The 16630-nt window shown below is 72.4% G+C and carries 13 protein-coding genes; 9 read left to right on the top strand and 4 right to left on the bottom strand.

The annotated features are described in order from the left end of the window. Window positions 1-775: 775 nt before the first annotated feature. On the bottom strand, window positions 776-1969 hold the full coding sequence (locus tag I4J89_RS25805) for an acyltransferase family protein (RefSeq protein WP_196416639.1): 1194 nt from the start codon (window positions 1967-1969) through the stop codon (window positions 776-778). A 73-nt stretch (window positions 1970-2042) separates the two neighbouring features. Here I4J89_RS25805 and I4J89_RS25800 point away from each other — a divergent pair, with 73 nt between their 5' ends. Both I4J89_RS25800 and I4J89_RS25795 read left to right on the top strand, forming a co-directional pair. Next, window positions 2043-2345, top strand: coding sequence for a dihydrofolate reductase family protein (locus I4J89_RS25800; protein ID WP_196416638.1), 303 nt, complete (start codon window positions 2043-2045; stop codon window positions 2343-2345). Continuing rightward, window positions 2336-2749, top strand: a complete 414-nt coding sequence (locus I4J89_RS25795) for a DoxX family protein (protein ID WP_196416637.1) — start codon at window positions 2336-2338, stop codon at window positions 2747-2749. The genes I4J89_RS25800 and I4J89_RS25795 overlap by 10 nt, the downstream gene beginning before the upstream one ends. A gap of 22 nt (window positions 2750-2771) precedes the next feature. Here I4J89_RS25795 and I4J89_RS25790 read toward each other — a convergent pair whose 3' ends face one another. The 3 genes from I4J89_RS25790 to I4J89_RS25780 form a co-directional block, all read right to left on the bottom strand. Then, window positions 2772-3302, bottom strand: coding sequence for a hypothetical protein (locus I4J89_RS25790; protein ID WP_196416636.1), 531 nt, complete (start codon window positions 3300-3302; stop codon window positions 2772-2774). After that, window positions 3293-6112: a P-loop domain-containing protein gene (locus tag I4J89_RS25785; RefSeq protein WP_196416635.1), complete on the bottom strand. Its 2820-nt coding sequence runs from the start codon at window positions 6110-6112 to the stop codon at window positions 3293-3295. Before I4J89_RS25785 ends, I4J89_RS25790 begins: the two co-directional genes overlap by 10 nt. A gap of 79 nt (window positions 6113-6191) precedes the next feature. Further along, window positions 6192-6842 (bottom strand): response regulator transcription factor, encoded by a 651-nt coding sequence (locus I4J89_RS25780; protein WP_196416634.1) that lies wholly within the window; start codon window positions 6840-6842, stop codon window positions 6192-6194. A gap of 183 nt (window positions 6843-7025) precedes the next feature. On the opposite strand from I4J89_RS25780, the gene I4J89_RS25775 reads away from it, so the two are divergent. Genes I4J89_RS25775 through I4J89_RS25745 form a run of 7 tightly spaced genes read left to right on the top strand, consistent with a single transcriptional unit; the run spans window position 7026 to window position 16415 of the window. Then, window positions 7026-7397 (top strand): hypothetical protein, encoded by a 372-nt coding sequence (locus I4J89_RS25775; protein WP_196416633.1) that lies wholly within the window; start codon window positions 7026-7028, stop codon window positions 7395-7397. 12 nt (window positions 7398-7409) lie between these two features. Then, window positions 7410-8147: a hypothetical protein gene (locus tag I4J89_RS25770; RefSeq protein ID WP_196416632.1), complete on the top strand. Its 738-nt coding sequence runs from the start codon at window positions 7410-7412 to the stop codon at window positions 8145-8147. A 5-nt stretch (window positions 8148-8152) separates the two neighbouring features. Next, the gene (locus I4J89_RS25765; protein WP_196416631.1) at window positions 8153-8683 is read left to right on the top strand and encodes a hypothetical protein; all 531 of its coding nucleotides are present in this window, start codon (window positions 8153-8155) and stop codon (window positions 8681-8683) included. After that, the gene (locus I4J89_RS25760; RefSeq protein WP_196416630.1) at window positions 8680-9243 is read left to right on the top strand and encodes a hypothetical protein; all 564 of its coding nucleotides are present in this window, start codon (window positions 8680-8682) and stop codon (window positions 9241-9243) included. Before I4J89_RS25765 ends, I4J89_RS25760 begins: the two co-directional genes overlap by 4 nt. Before the next feature lie 8 nt (window positions 9244-9251). Continuing rightward, window positions 9252-9806: a PASTA domain-containing protein gene (locus I4J89_RS25755; RefSeq protein WP_196416629.1), complete on the top strand. Its 555-nt coding sequence runs from the start codon at window positions 9252-9254 to the stop codon at window positions 9804-9806. A 4-nt stretch (window positions 9807-9810) separates the two neighbouring features. Further along, on the top strand, window positions 9811-15834 hold the full coding sequence (locus tag I4J89_RS25750) for a protein-arginine deiminase family protein (RefSeq protein WP_196416628.1): 6024 nt from the start codon (window positions 9811-9813) through the stop codon (window positions 15832-15834). Further along, entirely contained in the window at window positions 15831-16415 is a 585-nt protein-coding gene (locus I4J89_RS25745) for a type 2 periplasmic-binding domain-containing protein (RefSeq protein ID WP_196416627.1), read from the top strand. The genes I4J89_RS25750 and I4J89_RS25745 overlap by 4 nt, the downstream gene beginning before the upstream one ends. Window positions 16416-16630: the final 215 nt, after the last annotated feature.

Below are 16630 nucleotides of genomic sequence, written 5' to 3'. Positions count from 1 at the left end.
GCCGTCGCTGGCGCACGTTGTGGGGCCGGGTGGGGAGCGTTACTGGCTCGCTGGATCTGGCGTGTTCGGGCCGTGATGGGGGTGCACGCGGGCCGGGATGACGCCGTGGAGTGCGGTCGTGGTCGTGGAGGGCGGTTTCGCCGGCCGTAGTTGATCGAGGGCCCGGGAATGTCACCGATCCACCACGCAGCCGTGATCGCCGCGGATCGGCGGGGACGGGTGGGGGTTGCAGCGCTGGTCGGTTCGGCCGTGAGTGGCGGTGCGGCCGGGACCCGGTGCCCAGGGCGCTGGCCAGCAGCCACCACACCGCCGCAACGGGCCGGCACCGGCTGGTTGACAGGATGGCTGCGCGACCGCGGGACCCTGGCAACGGGTGCGCAACGGGTGTGCGCCTCGAGGCGTGCATGCCGCGGCACTGGCCGGGCGCCTGTGGTGAGCAGGCGCGAGACAGCCCGGCGCGGACGACCTTGTGCGGCACGACCTTGTGCGGCACGACCTTGTGCGGCACGACGTGGCGCGGCACGCGACCGGCAGAACGTGCCGGGCGGGCGGAACGGGCCGGGCGGAACATGCCGGGCGGGTCGGGCGGGAGGGATTGGTGTTTCCCGGTGGTCGCGTTGGGGCCGGGAGGGGGCGGCTGGCTCGCGTCGGGAGAGCGGGGACGAGGAAATTCCGGCGGAACGGCCGGTCACGCGTACCGGAAAAGGAGCCGGACCCCCGGATTCTGGCTGGACCCAGCTGCGCGGGACCACCTTCGAAGCGGAAGTGGAGCTGCTCAGCCGGTGCGCATGCCGAACAGGAAGCGGGTTACGCGGGTGCGCCGGACGGCGATGTCGTAGACGGCGAACATGATCGCGAAGGAGGCCGCCACGATGGCGAGGTATTTGATCGGCGCCGGGAGCTGCCAGCGCACCACGAAGTAGGCGACCGCTACGACGATCGGCTGGTGGAGGATGTACAGCGGCAGGGCGGCGGCAGCGAGGTAGGCGTAGGCCTTCGATCGGCGGTCGATGCTTCCTGATTGCTGGCCGGCTGTTGGGCGGCCGGCGTCTCTGGATGGGCGGTCGAGCAGGCCGAGGATGGCCACCACCCAGCACCAGCCGGCTGTTGCGAAGAGCACCCGGGCGACCACCGCATGCGCGGTCATGTCGGTGAACGGGTCTCCGTCGGCGGTGCTCAGTGCCATCCCTGCTGCGCCGAACAGCAGGATTCCGGCGACGGCCGCGATTTTCGCGTCCCGGCGCATCGCCTCCCGGAAGCGGTCGTCGGCGGCCAGCACCAGGCCGTAGACAAAGAACAGCAGGTAGGCCCAGCGGCTCCAGCCGGCGAACGGCTCCTCCATGCCGAGGATGGCTCCGACCAGCGCGATCGGGATCGCCGGGAGCAGGAGCACAAGCCCTCGCCTGGCGGTGACCGCAGCCAGCGCGTCACGGCCGCGCGGCAGCCAGGCCGCGGGGACGGCGACGATCAGGGAAAACGCCAGCAAGAGTACGACGAACCACAGGTGACCGGTCTCGAAGTGCTCGCCCTGCACCAGGAACGGGAAGTCGGACAGGCTTACGTGGACGTCGAAGTATCGCCCGAGGAACCGCCAGTAGGACTCGTCGGTGCCGGCTGATTTCAGGCGCAGCCATTGCGGCAACGGCAGCAGCGTCACGCTTGCGAACAGCAGGGGTACGCCGAGCCGCAGCAACCGTTCGCGGGCGAATCCCGCGGCACCTCGGCGGCGCAGCGAGTGCCATGCCCCGAAGCCGGCGATCAGGAACAGTGCCGGCATCGCCCAGACCACGCCGAGCCCGGCGAGCCAGGTGACGGCCTCGGTGGTCTGCGGGTTCTTGACGTAGAAGTCGTCGCGCGCGTCGAAGACCAGTCCGGCGTGGAAGAACACCAGGCCCAGCACGACGACCAGACGGATCGCGTCGAGCTCGGGCCGCCGGACGGCCGGCGGCGCGACCGAAGATGCCGTCATGTCATCAAGATACGGCGCGGCGCCCATGCCGAACCGACTGCAAATTGCAATCGGTCTGGTGTAGATTCACGACATGGCACACCGCGAGGGCAACTTCGGCTGGGTTACACCGGAGGAGGAGTCCCACCGGTTCATCAACGATCGGATGCGATCGTTCGGCACCTACCTCTACGGCCGCCGGATGTATGAGGTGACGTCCTACTGGGAGACCGCCCACACCGTGCCGGACCAGCCGGACTTCATGGTCGAGTGCGCGCGGATCGCCGGCGGAGGCAAGCGGGTCTTTCCCGACGACGTCCGGGCGGACCTGGAGCTGCTGGAGGAGCGGCGCTTCGCCAACAGCGTGATCTTCCTGCGGTACGGCGTATGCGGATAGCGAGCGCCGCCGGGCAGATCGTTCTCGGCGCGGCGCTGGGCTTCGCCGGGACCGGCCACCTCACCTTCGCCCGGGAGGAGTTCCAGGCTCAGGTGCCGTCCTGGGTGCCGCTGGACGCGGACTTCGTGGTCCTGGCGTCCGGCGTGGTGGAGATCTGCCTCGCCCTCGCCCTGCTCGCCACCTGGAAGCAGCCCGCCCGCGGCATCGTCGGGGCGATCACCGCGGCGTTCTTCATCGCCGTCTTTCCGGGCAACATCGCCCAGTTCGTCGAGCAGAAGGACGGCTTCGGCCTGGACACCGACACCGAGCGGGCGGTGCGGCTGCTCTTCCAGCCGCTGCTCGTCGTGTGGGCGCTGGCTACGACCGGCGCGATCGGAGCTCTGCGCTCGTTGCGGCGGTCGTGAACCGGGGCCGGTGAGCCGCCCGCTACGGCCCAGCCCATGGAGGTTCGTCTGCCTGGTCGGCGGGCTCGGTGCAGCACGGCAGGGCGGTCTCGTAACCCTCGGCGGCCTTCAGCAGAGACCACAACTCCGGCCACGGCCGCCAGTCCAGCCCGATCTCCAAATGCCGCTGGGCGAGCTTCTCCGCGCCCGGTCTCATCGCCTTCAGGGGGTGATGCCACATATCCAGCACCCACTTCCGCGGCACCACCTTGCGCCGCACGTACATCGCCAGCGTGTCGTAGACGCCCAGCGTGCGGTTGAGAAGATAGAAGTCCGGCGTGCCCCGCGCGGGAACCGGCCGATCCCCGTTCCCGATGTCGATCACCATCCAGCGTCCACGCTGGACGGTCTCAGACATCAGCACGTCCTGTACCTGCCGATAGGCCTCGCGCTGCTGCTGACGTCGCTGCACGATCACCGTGATCAGGGACAGCACCACCGCCAGCGCGGCGATGGCGACCGCGATCAGGTCCTTGAACGTGGTGAAGGACTGCATGGCGGCACTCAGCGCCATTGGCCGAACCGCCAGGGACGGCCGGTGGTGAAGCCGGCCTCGACCAGGGCGGCCAGGTCGCGGACCTGGGCGTCGGTCAAGGCCGGCAGCGCGGCGGCGGCCAGGCGGGCGAGCAGGGCGTCCAGGCCGGTGGCGTCGAAGAGAGCGCCGGGCACCAGGGAGCCGACGCGCGCGGCCACACGCCGGTCCGGCGAGGCGCCCCACCGGGCCGCGACATGGTTTCGGTACGCGGCGCGCGTGTCCCGGTCCGGCAGGTGCGCCAGCCGCCCGGCCACGACCTCCTGATCGGGTACGGGTTCGGCCCGCCACTCTGCGTGCTCCCGGACCAGTGCGATGCGCTCCAACCCGAAGAGGCGGTCGTAGACCCGGGTCGCGAAGTCGGCGGCCAGCTCCGGCAGGGTCAGATTGCCCCCGTTGCCCCACTGTGCCGTGTCGGCCAGGTCGGGCCGGCCGATCTCGTCGCAACGGTCGACGAGGGCGAGGGCGGCCGTCACCCCGTACCCCGCATAGGTGATCTCCGTCTGCCTCCCGGCCTCCAGCAGCAGGGCGGCGCGTTTCGCGTCGCCGTGCCGGAAAGCGGCCGCGGCCTGAGCGCTCAGCGCACGCAGCCGCGTGCCCCACACGTCGGCCGTCCCCGCGCCCTGCTCGACGTACTGGTCCAGGCCGGGCGCGGCGATGCCCCGGCGCCGGCAGGCCGCGGCGACCATGGCGGGCAGGTCGAAGGTGAAGGTGACGCCCTCGTCGTCGAGGCCGGCCCGCAGGATCTTCCGCAGGCGGAACGCGGCCCAGCCATGGTCCGGCGAGGCCAGCGCGGCGACGCCGAGCGCCTGGAGGGCGGTGTCGCGATAGCGCGGATACGGGTTGTGGAGCACCGCCGCCAGGGCACGATCGAGCAGGTCACGCCGCCGGCCGGCGGCGATCAGGCGGCGCAGTCCCTGCTCGATGTCGATCACCACGTCCGCCGAGGTCTCCGGATCCATCAGCGGGTCGACCCGCTGCTCGACGAAGGCGAACCCGGACGCCGCCTCGGTCTCACCGTCGGTGGTGGCCCGTTCCAGCCGCTCGACCGCCCGTTCGATGCGCGATTCGGCGCTCGGATCGGCGGCGCCGGCGTCCACCGGCACCCGGGCGACCGCGGCCCGCAGGGCGTCGGCCAGCTCCGACCGGTACGCCACGGACCGCGTCACCAGGTCACCGACCTGGTCGGAGGCGCCCGCCGCGGCCGCCTCCCAGGCCACGTAGAGCTGGAGGACCGTGGTCCACAGACCCGTCTCCGGACCCGTGGTGTAGTGGGACATCTTCTTGACCGCTTGCCGGAAGTCCTTCGCCTCGATCGCCGCGAACACCGCCCGGGACAGGCTCTCCCCGCCGGTGAGCCTCCGGAAGGAGGCCACGCACCGCAACGCCGGCAAAAGCCCGCCCGGCCCTCCGGTGACGGCCACCTCGAGCGCCGACCGCAGGCCGTTCAGCGTGACGTGGATGCCACCGGTCCGGTCCTGCTGCGCCGCCTGGAACCCCGGGTCGAGAGCCACCCGGTACAGGTCCGCGGCGTCGCCGTCCTCGGACAGCTCGCAGGCGGCGCGCAGGTGCCCGACCAGCTGGTTGATCCCGTACGTGTCGCAGCGGCTCCAGTCGCCGGCCCACTCCCCGGCGATCCGTTCCAGGTAGTAGCGGGCGATCCGTTCGTGATGCGCGGCCGGCTCGACGAAGAACTTGTTGTCATGCCAGCCGCCGTTGTCGCGGTACCGGTACGCGGCGAGGAACTCGGTGACCGACCGGTGGTAGAGCCGGTAGCCGCTGTCCGGGACGTACTCGACCAGCTGGGAGACGTCCCGCAGCCGCCGGGACACGTTGCCCCGGGGCCAGCCGAGCCAGCGGGGCAGGTTGGCGTCGGGGGCCGCCGGGTTGGCCACGGTCAGGCAGCCGAACAGCGGCTCGTACCGGTCCAGCCAGATGTCGGTGTCGTCCGGCAGCAGGCGGTCCAGGAAGTCGCGGTACAGGCCGAACAGGCCCCGCGGCAGCGTGGCCAGATCGGTACGCCGGCCCTCGGCCATCTCGTCGAGCACCCACCGGGCGTACAAGAAGTTGCCGTCGGCGGTCTCCACCAGCCGCTCCACGTCGCCGCCGGGGAGCCGCGCGGTCACGTACTCGGTCAGGTCCGCCCGGGTGCGGGCCCGGAACGCGGGCTCGTGCAGATCCACGATCCGGGCGTCGTCGAACAGTTCGAGAACCCGCGGATCGGGCCGGGTGGTCAGCACGAACCGCACACCCTCCGGCAGGTCACCGGACCCGGCGAGCAGCGCCGCGATCGTGGTACGGCCGGAGACGGTGAGCGACTCGTCGAGCGCGTCCACCAGGATCACCCGGTCCGTCTCGTGCGGCGGCAGCCGTCGCAGCGGCGCCCGGACCGCCCGCTGGTACGCCTCCTCCGGGTCCTGCTGCCCCAGCAACAGCTTCTCCACGGCGGCCACGGTCCCCCGGTTGGTGCCGACCTTGATGTCGATGTCGAACCTCGCGGACGCGTTCGCCTCCATCAGCGCGGCCGCGTACGCCGGGTCACGGGCCAGCTGCCCGGCCAGGTCCTCGGTGAACTGTCCCGGCTGCACGGTGCCGCGCTGGCCGCGGGCGACGCAGAAGTAGGTGGCCGCCCAGGCGTCGCGAAGCCGGGTGGCGTCGCCGGTGAGCCACCGGGCGACCGCGGTCTTGCCCCAGCCGGGCCGGGCGACCAGCAGTAGAAAGCGTTCCTCGCCGGTACGCAGCCAGGACCCGACGAGATCGAGAACCCAGGTCCGCCCGACGAACTGCTCCATCCTTGCGACGTTGGCCCCCGCACGGCGGTGCGGTCAAGCGTTACGTCACCCTGCCGACGGACCCGCCCGGTGGGGTGGGTCAGCCGGGCACGCGCAGGTAACGCGGATGCGCCCGGGCCCGCGCCGCCGCCTCCGAGCGGCGCCGTGCCCCCAGCTTGTCCAGGATGTTGTGCACGTGGTTCTTCACCGTGCTGACCTCGATGAAGAGCCGGGACGCGATCTCCTTGTTGGACAGGCCCTCGTCGATCAGCGCGAGGATCTCCCGTTCCCGCGCGGTGAGCCCGGCGCCGGCCCGGACGTCCCGGTTCGCCGGGGTGGCGGCGCTCACCCGGCGCAGCAGGGTGGCGGCCACCCGGGGCGGGCAGGGTGCCTCGCCGCGGACGACCGCGTGCGCGGCCGCGACCACCTCACGCAGCGCGGCCTCGCTCGCCACGAACCCGCCGACACCGGCCCGGGCGCACTCGATGACGCCGGCCTCGTCCTCGGGTGCGGCCAGCGCGACCACCCGCGCCGGCACGCCGGCCCGGAACAACTCCTGGATCAGGTGGACGCCGGCGCCGGTGGAGGCGTCGGCCAGGACCACGGCCGGTGGCCGGCCACGCACCCGGTCGGCGGCTTCGGCGGCTGAGGCGGTCACGCCGATCACCCGTACGCCCTCGTGCCGGTCCAGCGCGTCGGCCAGCACCTCGCGGTAGACCCGAACCGGGCCCAGGACCAGTAAAGAGATCATCGGACGCGGCGCCTCCTCAGGGCTGCGCCGAGGTTAACCCGCTGCCGCCGCCGGTTCTGTCGGCAACGTGTCCGTCCGGTTGATACGGATCCTTCGGTTCATTTTTCCGCTGGTTCCCTTCCGGTCCCCGGGCTGGATCGTCGGCTTCATGCCCGGCGCCGCACGGCTGTCTACGGTCGAGCGGTGTCCCCCATCCGGATCCAGCTCGGCGGCACGTCGCCGGACCTGCGTACGGCGGTTCTGGCGGCGGTGGCCGGGCAGCCGGACCTGCTGCTGGTGGCGGACACCGCGGATGAGATGGACACCCTGCTGGAGGCCGGGAACTGCCACGCCGACGTCGTGGTGGTGGATCTGACCGACGGCACCCTGCCGGCGATGGCGGAACGGCTGGTGGACGAGTACCCGCAGCTCGCGGTGCTCGGCGTCGACCTGGCCGCGGGCACCGGAGCGGTCTATCGGCTACGGCCGTACCTGGACCGGTTCCGGGACGTGGCGGTGATCGGGCTGGCGGCCACCATCCGGCGCGGCGCCGCCGGCACCGAACGCGACGATTGAACGGGAGACGCGATGGCGGACACCTACTACCCGCAGCTGCGGAACGTGCTCGGCGAGCGCTACGCGGACCTGTCCGACTCCGAACTGGAGGCGGCCTTCGAGTCGGCGTTCGGCGAGGGCGTGACCCCGGACGAGTACGAGGAGTTCTTCGGCGGACTCGGCAAGGCCATCGGCCAGTTCGCGAAGCAGGCCGCGCCAGTGGTGGCCAGCGGCGCGCAGGGCGCTCTCAGCGGCGCGCTGGCCGGCAGCAAACTCGGCCTGCCCGGCATCATCGGTGGTGCCGCGGCCGGCGCCGCCGGTGCCGCGCTGCAGAAGCACGGTACGGGCGCGGCGCGCGACGTCGGCGGTGTGCTCAGCGGCGTGGTCGGCACGGCCGGCGGGCTGCTCGGCCCCGGTGCGGCCGGGGCACCTCCGGCGGTGGCGAACCTGTTGGGCCTGCTGCGCCGCCCCGAGATGGCGCAGGCACTGCGCGGCCTGCTCGGCGGCGCCAACACCCCGGTCCCGGTGGGCCAGGCCGGCACCCCGGTCCCGGCGAGCGCCCTGGCCGGTCTGCTCGGGGCGCTGGCCCGCGAGGCGGAGGCCGAGGCCCTGGCGGACAACTCCTGGGAGTTCGCCACGGCCGACCCGGACGCCGCCGCCGGGAGCCTGCTCCAGATGCTGGCCGCCGACGCCGAGTACGACGACGCCGAAGATCTGCTGGATTACGACGAGGCCGACCTCGAGTACGACGAGTTCGTCCGGCTGGGGTGACTCCGGTGGACCAGAACCAGCTCCTGCAGCTGATGACCCAGCAGCTCTCCGGCAGCCCGGGCCTGCCGGAGAGCCTCGCCGAACTGGCCGCCTCCGACCCGCAGCTCAGCCAGCTCTCCGGCCTGCTCGCCGAACGCGAGCGCCAGCTCACCGAACGCCTGGCCCAGGAGGAGGAAGAGGAGCGGCAGGCGCAGGAGGAGTTGCTGGCCCGGGAGGACCAGGAGCGCCGCCGCGACGAGCTGCGCCGGCGCGGCCAGGCGGTACGCCGCTACGTCGAGGAGCTGACCGGCGAACTCGCCGCGGTCCGGGCCACCCTCGACGAACTCGCCGCCGCGCTGGGCGCCTGCCCGGAGTGCTTCGGCGCGGACCCGGACTGCCGGTGGTGCCGGGGCCGGGGCGGTCCCGGTCACGCGATACCGGACCCGGAGAGCTTCCGACGGCTGGTGTTGCCCGCCGTCCGTACCCACGTCCGCCTGCACGGGCGGGTTTCCATCACACCACCCGGTCCGCGGACCGCCGAAGGGAGAGAAACATGAACGGCTACGTCGACGACATCGACACCTTGCTCGACGAGTTCGAGGACTTCGAGGAGCGGACTCCGCGCCGCCGGGCCGCTCCGGTCCGTACGCCGAGCCGGCAGAGCAGCTTCGCACCACGGGCCAACCCGTCGGCCGCCAGCCAGGGCCAGGTGCAGGCCGCCGCCCGCAACCTGGACAGCAAGATCGAGACGTTGAGCAACTCGGTCAAGGCCCTGGAGACCCGGGCCAACAGCCTGGGCGCCGAGCAGGACCGGGTGAGCGCCGCGCTGCGCAAGGAGATGACCGAGCGCAAGAAGGGCACCGACGCGACCCGCGCGGACCTCCAGCAGACCAAGATGCTCGCCATCCTGCTGCCCCTGCTCAGCCAGGAGACCACCGACGCCACCGACGAGCAGGGCAACCCGGTCAAGCTGGTCACCCAGTCGCAGAACCAGCTGAACCTGCTGCTGCCGCTGCTGTTGCTGATGCCGGGTTACTCCGGTTCGGGTTCGGACGGCAAGGGCCCGATGGACACCACCATGTTGCTGCTGCTCTTCCTGCTGCTGGGCCGGAAGTAGGCACGCTCATGGCCATCTCGGGAGTCACCATCGGTTCCGGAGTGGGCGGCGCGGTCGCCGTCGTGGTGCCGGACGTCAGGACCAGGTCCGAGGCCGACGCCAAGACGGCGATCACCGCGGCCGGGTTGCGCCCGGTGGTTCGCCAGATCGAGACCTCCGGTACGGCCGGGACGGTGTTCAATCAGGACCCGGCCGGCGGGACCGTCCGCAACAAGAACTCGACGGTCAGCATCTTCATCATCAAGACACCTACCGCCCCGCCGGTCGACATCGGCCAGCGGCTCGACGAGATCAAGACGGCGGTGGGCGAGGCCAACACGGGCATCGGGCAGACCAAGACCGCAGTCGACGGCGTCGGCACCGCGGTCGGCGAGGTCAAGACCGCGGTTGATCAAGCCAACAACAGCGTCGGGCAGCTCAAGGACGCCGTCGGCCTGGTCGAGACCGACGCCAACGCGGCCCAACGGCAGCAGGAGATCCTCGACAAGCTCAACGAGATCAGCGAACGACTGCCGAAGTACGAGCCGCCGAAGGCGACCGGCACCACGGCACGCCAGAAGTAGCCCGATGGATCCGGCCCTGCGGGACCTGGCGGCCGGCGGCGAGCCCGCCGACGATGTCGCGGTCATCCTCCGGCTGCACGACCCGGCGCAGCCCCCGCCGGGGGTCCGGATCGTGTGCCGGTTCGGCGCCATCGCGACCGCCCGGGTGCGGCGCTCCGCCATCGGCACGGTCTGGTCCGACCCGGCGACGGTCAGCGTGAAGGCGCCCCGCAGGTACACGCCGGACCTGGAGCCGCCCGCCGAGGGGGCCGGTGAAGCCGAGCCGGCCGGGCCGCTGGACGGCAGCCGCCCGGCCGGGCTGACCGCGACCGGCCGCGGCGTCGTGGTCGGTTGCGTCGACTGGGGCTGCGACTTCGCCCATCCGGACCTGCGCCACCCGGACGGCCGTACCCGGCTGCTCGCTCTCTGGGACCACCGGCCGGCGACCGGCGGCCGGGCCGAGCCGTACGGGTACGGGCGGATCCTCGACGCCGCCGCCATCGACGACGCGCTGCGCCGGCCGGACCCGTACCACGCGCTCGGCTACCACCCGGCCGCCTTCGACGCCGGGTTCGGCGCACACGGGACCCACACGGCCGGTATCGCCTGCGGAAACGGCAGCGCGGGCGGGCCGGTGGGCATGGCACCCGAGGCCGAGCTGGTCTTCGTCAGCCTGGGCCGGCAGGCGTCCGCCGGGCCGACGCCGCTGGGCGACTCCGCGGAGCTGCTGGAAGCGCTGGACTTCATCCTGCGGACCGCCGGTGACCGGCCCTGCGTGATCAACCTGAGCCTGGGCCGGCACGCCGGTCCGCACACCGGCGGCACCCTGGTCGAGCAGGCGATGGACTGGCTGCTCACCGCCGCACCCGGCCGGGCGATCGTGCAGAGCTGCGGCAACTACTTCGAGCGCCGCACGCACGCCTCGTGGCTGCTGCGGCCCGGCGCGGTGCAGCGGGTACGCGTAGATGTCGACCTCGCCGACCGTACGCCCAACGAGGTCGACCTCTGGTATCCCGGCCGCGACCGGCTCGGCGTCGAGCTGACCACTCCCGGCGGGCGGCACCGCTGCGTGGTCCCGCTCGGCGGCCGGGGCACGATCGAGGTCGGCGGCCGGGAGGTGGCCCGGGTGCACCACCGCGCCGACGACCCGCTCACCCACGACCACCAGGTCAGCGTGGTGCTCCAGCCGGCGCCGGAGGTCCCGGTGTGGGAGCTGGTGCTCACCGGCGAGGACGTCGTCGACGGGCGGGTGCACGCCTGGATCGAACGCGACAGCGGCTGCCGGTCGTGCCAGTCCCGGTTCCCGCCGGAGGCGGCGGATCCGCGGACCACCGTCGGCACCATCGCGAACGGGTACCGGACGATCACCGTGGGCGCCTACGACTCCGGTCTCCCCGAGCGGCCGCCGGGGCGGTTCAGCAGCTCCGGGCGTACCCGGGACGGCCGGCAGAAGCCGGACCTGGTGGCGCCCGGCGTGCGGGTGCCGGGTCCGCGCTCGCGCCCACGCGGGCCCGATCCGGGGCCGCCCTACATCCGGATGTCCGGCACCAGCATGGCCGCGCCGGCGGTGACCGGCACGGTCGCCCTGCTGTTCGAGGTGGCGGGCCGCAAGTTGTCCATCGAGGAGACCCGGCGGGCGGTGCTGGCCGGATGCGATCCGCCGCCGGCGGGCGCGGACCGGCTGCGGCTGGGCAGCGGATATCTCAATCCGGTACGCGTACTCGCCGCGGTCCGGCCGGCCGGGGTGATGGAGGTGGAGACCGTGGACTCAGCGCTGCGCTGCCCGAGGTTCGCCGGGGACCCGGAGCTCGCCAAGGTGCTCGCCGGGCGGCTGCGGCTCGGCGCGCCCGGCACCGCACCGGTCCCGGCGCCGGTGCTCAGCCGTGGCCCGGCGGTCCGCAAGGTGCAGGAGGCACTGATCGCGGCCGGATACCCGCTGCCCCGCTACGGCGCCGACGGCGGCTTCGGCGCCGAGACCGGCCGAGCGGTGGTGCGGTTCAAGAACGCCCACGGCATCCGGCCGAACGACCCGGTGGTCGGCCCCACCACGCTGCGCGCCCTCGACAGCAGGTGCGCCGGGGCCACCCCGCCCGGATGTTCGCCCGCGAGCTTCCCGGTGGCCGTGGTGGGCGCCGGATTCGCCGGGCTGATGGCCGCCTGGGCCCTGCAGGACGGCGGGTTCCCGGTCACCGTCTTCGAGGCGTCCGGACGCGTCGGTGGCCGGGTCCGCACCGACAGCACCCTGGTGAACGGCAAGGTCGTCGAGGCCGGCGCCGAGCTGATCGGCGAGAACCACCTCACCTGGTGGGTGCTGAAGAAGACGTTCGGGCTCGAACTGGAGGAGCTCAGCAAGGCCCCGGACGCGCGGATACGCCTCGGCGACACCGACCTCACGCCGGACCAGCTCGCCGCCGCCAACCGGGAGATGACCCGCGTGAAGCGGGTCATCGCCGCCGAGGCCGCCACCGTGCCGCCGTCGCAGCCGTGGACCGCCCCCGGCGCCGCCGGGCTGGACGCCAAGTCGCTCGCCGAGCGGCTCAGCGAGCCGGACATGTTCGGCAGGGCGTCCAGCATCGCCCGGCGCCTGTTCGAGTTCATCACCGAGAACGACCAGTGCGCGCCGCTGTCCCGGCAGAGCTACCTGGGCTTCCTCACCGCGGTACGCGCGCACGCGACACCCGGCGACCCGCTCGGCTACTGGAACAAGACCGAGACGCACCGCTGCAAGGGCGGCAACGAGCAGCTCGCCCAGCACCTGGCCAAGAATCTGCGTGCGCTGCGGCTCAACACGCCGGTCACCGCTCTGGAGATCAACGCGAAGGGGGTACGGGTGAGCACCCCCGGCGGCTCGGCGGATTTCGCGTACGTAGTCCTGGCCGCACCGCCGCCGGTGTGGCCGCGCGTCGAAGCGACCCCGGCCTTCCGCCCCGCCGACTACACCGTCAGCCACGGCCCGGCGGTGAAGTTCCTCGGCGCGTTCGACACCCGGTTCTGGGAGAAGGCCGGCCTGGCGCCGAGCGCGCTGTGGGACCAGCTCGGCAGCGTCTGGGAGGGCACCGACAACCAGCCGGTGCCACCCCGCGGCTGGTGCCTGTCGGTGTACTCCGGCGGCGGCTTCGTCCTCGACCCGGCCCGCTACGTCGACCGGATGGACCGGCTCTACCCCGGCTACCGCAAGCAGCTCAACGGGCGGCTCTTCGCGGACTGGCCGAACGAGAAGTGGATCGGCACCGGGTACGCGATCCCGGCGCCCGGCGAGGTGACCACGGTCGTCCGCAACCTGAGCCGGCCGTTCCGCGACCGGTTGTTCTTCGCCGGCGAGCAGACCTCGCCGGGATTCTTCGGATACATGGAGGGCGCGCTGCAGTCCGGTCTGCGGGCCGTCGCCCAGATCGCCGCCGCCGCCCAGTCGGCCTGCCCACCGGGCCGCGGCGAGGCAGAGGAGGACGTCGTGCGCGATCCCACCGGGAAGTTGAGTTCCGCCGCCGGCGAGGATCTGGTGGAACGGCTGGACGCGGAGCTGGCCGAGCGGGCCCGGCCCGGCCGGCGATGGCTGGATCAGGTGCTCGCGGCGGCCGGGTGTGGCCCGCTGCCGGCGGGGACCACGGTCGCCCGGCTGTTCGACATGTTCGCCGGGAGCGGGCCGCCACCACCCGCCGGGATGTTCGTGGTGGTGGGACGTCCGGAGCAGGCCCGGCCGGAACTGCGCGCCGGTGATCTGCTGCTCACCCGGGGGCGCGGCAGCCCGTACGCATCGATCGGGGTTGTCGTCAATGGGCGCTTGCGCGGCCGGCACGAGCTGGCCCGCGTCGGCCTGCGGGCCGACGCCGCCCTGCCCGGCCGCTATGTGCAGGTGATCGATCCGGCGCCGCACCGGCGCGCCGACCGGTACGCCCGCCGCGTCACCGGCCCGGACGGAGCCGTCCTCGGCCACGTCCTGATCCTGCGCCCGCAGCCGCGAACCATCCCGGCCGAGACCGAAGACGCGGATTTCGAAGCGGCCGAGGCCGTCTCCGGCCCGGTCTGCGTCCCGGATCCCGAGCCCGATCCCACCGGCAAGGGCCCGCACCCGCTGATCAAGCGCGGCTCGAAACGCCCGGTCGTCGGCTACGCCCAGCAGTGCCTCAACGAGTTCCTCGCCCAGCAGCAGGCCGGCACCCTCACCTGCGCCGACCCCGGCTTCGCCGGGAAGACCGCGGCCACCCTGCTCAGCCGCAAACAGCTGCCGTTGGTCGTGGACTGCAAGTTCGGCGAGGCCACCGAGCTGGCCACCAAGGCGTTCCAGGCCTGCGCCGGCATCGGCCGGGACGGCAAGATCGGCCCGGTGACCTGGCCGCTGCTCGAGGCCTTCGCACCCGGCAAGGCACCGCCCCCGGCACCGCTCTTCAAACTGCTCATCGACACCGCCCGCTCCGGTGCCCTCACCGAGGCGATACCCGGCTGGAAGTGGGGCGCCGCCGGGCACGGCGCGGTCGTCCTGGTCAACAACGACGACGACGGCACCACCGGCCGGCCCGACAACGAGGACGCCACGGTCGACCCCGGCAACGACGCCGCCGAGCTCACCGCCCTGTCCATCGAGCGCACCGCCGCCGCACCCGCCGGCACCGTCCTCGAACTGCGGGTGGACAACCAGGCGGCGTTGCGGATCTTCGCCGGCACCGCAGCCGGCGCGCCCGAGATCATCGGCCCCGGTACCGCCGCGAGCCACCGGTTCGCCGACCTGACCCCGGCGCGCATCGACCTCGCCATGGAAGGCGTCCGCTACGCCGGTCCCGGCTTCCCCGGCGAGGTGACGCTCACCCTGCGCACCACCGATCCGGCCGGAACCGTCACCGACCAGATCGCCACCGTCCGCGTCGCACCGTGGATCATCCCGAACCACCTCGATCCCGCGGAGAAGGTCTTCGTGGTCGACGCGGGCCCCTTCAACAGCGCGTTCCGGGCCGCACTGGCCACACACGTCACGGCCGCCGGATGCACCCTGGTCGAGCTACCCCTGGTCGCCGGTGACATCTGGATGCAGGACGCGTGTGAGTTCGGGTACGCCAGCGTGCCCGGCGCGACCCTGCGCAGCGTCCTGCGCTCCCCGCAGCCACGGGGCCTGGACACCGCCGCGCGCAACATGCTCGCTCCGGACCTGGGTTTCCTGGTGGAGGGCGACGTGGCCCTGGCGAACACCTTCGACTCCACCGGCAACCTGGAGGCCACTCCCCCGGTGACGGTCGGCGGCAAGCACTACCCGTTCGGCCGCGTCTACTTCGGGCCGGGCCGTGGCGCCGACACGTTCGATCCCAAGGTCCGCGACTTCCTGCGCGCCCAGATCGTGCAGGACCCGATCGAGGTGAACACCGGCTGGCTCTCGGTCGGCCACGTCGACGAGGTGATCTCGTTCGTCCCGGCGCCGTCCGGCAAGGGGTTCAAGCTGGTGCTGCCCAGCCCGCGCCGCGCCTACGAGATCCTCGACAAGCTGAAGGCGACGCACGGCAGCGAGCCGATCCTCAAAGGCCGCAAGCTGCTGGTCCGATTCCCCGCGCCGGGCGACACCCTGGTGGAACGCACGATCAGCGACTTCTTGAAACTGCGCGACGACTTCCACCCCGAACTGCGGGACATGGTGGCCGCCGGCCTGGTCGCGCACACCGCGAGACCGCTGCGCGTGTTCAACCGCAACCGGCAGACCGACATCGACGGCGTCCGCAAGAAACTGATCAAAGAGCTGGGGCTCGCCGCGTCCGACGTCATCGACCTTCCGGTGATCTTCATGCCGAACCCGCCGTTACCCACCCGGGCCGACGCGCTCACCGGCAACGTGGTGAACATCCTGCTACTCAACAAGCACTGCGTGGTGCCGCGGCCGTTCGGGCCGTTGATCGGCGCCGACGACCAATTCGAGAAGGATGTGACGGACAAGCTGGGACCGCTCGGGCTGACCGTCGACTGGATCGACAACTGGGACGATTACCACGTCCGGCAGGGTGAGGTCCACTGCGCGACCAACACCCTGCGCACCGCCAAGCCGGCCAAGTGGTGGGAGTTCGAGAGATGAACGCGGAGACCCTGTTCGCCAAGGCACTGGCCGGCGAGGACGAGGCGTACCTGAGGGCCGAGGCCGGCCTGCGCGAATCGGCCGACGCCGAGGTCCTCGAGTCGAACCTGTCGGCCGACGATCCGATCGCCCGGCTGATGGCACACGTCATGCTGGACTGGGCGGACGCCGACCCCGGCTTCGAGGGGGCGGACCGCTATCTGGACGTCGTCGAGCACTGGTTCGCCGACACGATCGTGCGCACCCCGCCGGTCGACGGCGTGGTGGAGAACCTGACCGCCAAGTTCGGCGGCCGGCTCGGTGAGTTCCTGGCGTTGCGGCTGGTCAAGGTGCCGACCACGCCCGCTTGGCGGGCCCAGGTCGCACTGAGCTATCTGGAGCGGCATCCGACACCGGCGGCCACCGACGCGCTGATCCGCTACGCGTCGCTGACCTCGGTGCCGGCTCTCCAGGGTGCGGTCGCCCGGGTGGTGACCAAGTTCCGGGACCCGGCGCTGGCCCGCAAGGTCAGCGCGGAACGGGACCGCCTGGCCCGCGAGGGCCGCGGCCTGCCGTCCGCGCTGACCAGCCTGATCGCATAGGCCGCTTTCCGGGGTCAGGGTTTGGCCGGGGTGCCCACTCACGGTCCGCAGAGCCACTTGCGCCCGGCCGGTGGTCACCGGCCGCCCGCCCGGGCATGCCGGCCCAACGTGGGTGCTGTCTGGCGGCCGTTGAGACAGCGTTGAGCGTGGGCCAAGCAAGATCACCACTTGGCACCCTGACTACTGGTCGAGGTTTGCTTGCCGGTGGCGCTGCT

Origin of the sequence: Actinoplanes aureus (assembly GCF_015704865.1) — a bacterium.
GTDB classification, from domain to species: domain Bacteria; phylum Actinomycetota; class Actinomycetes; order Mycobacteriales; family Micromonosporaceae; genus Actinoplanes; species Actinoplanes aureus.
The sequence above is the reverse complement of the archived record's forward strand: the minus strand, read 5'-3'. Positions and strand labels throughout refer to the sequence as shown.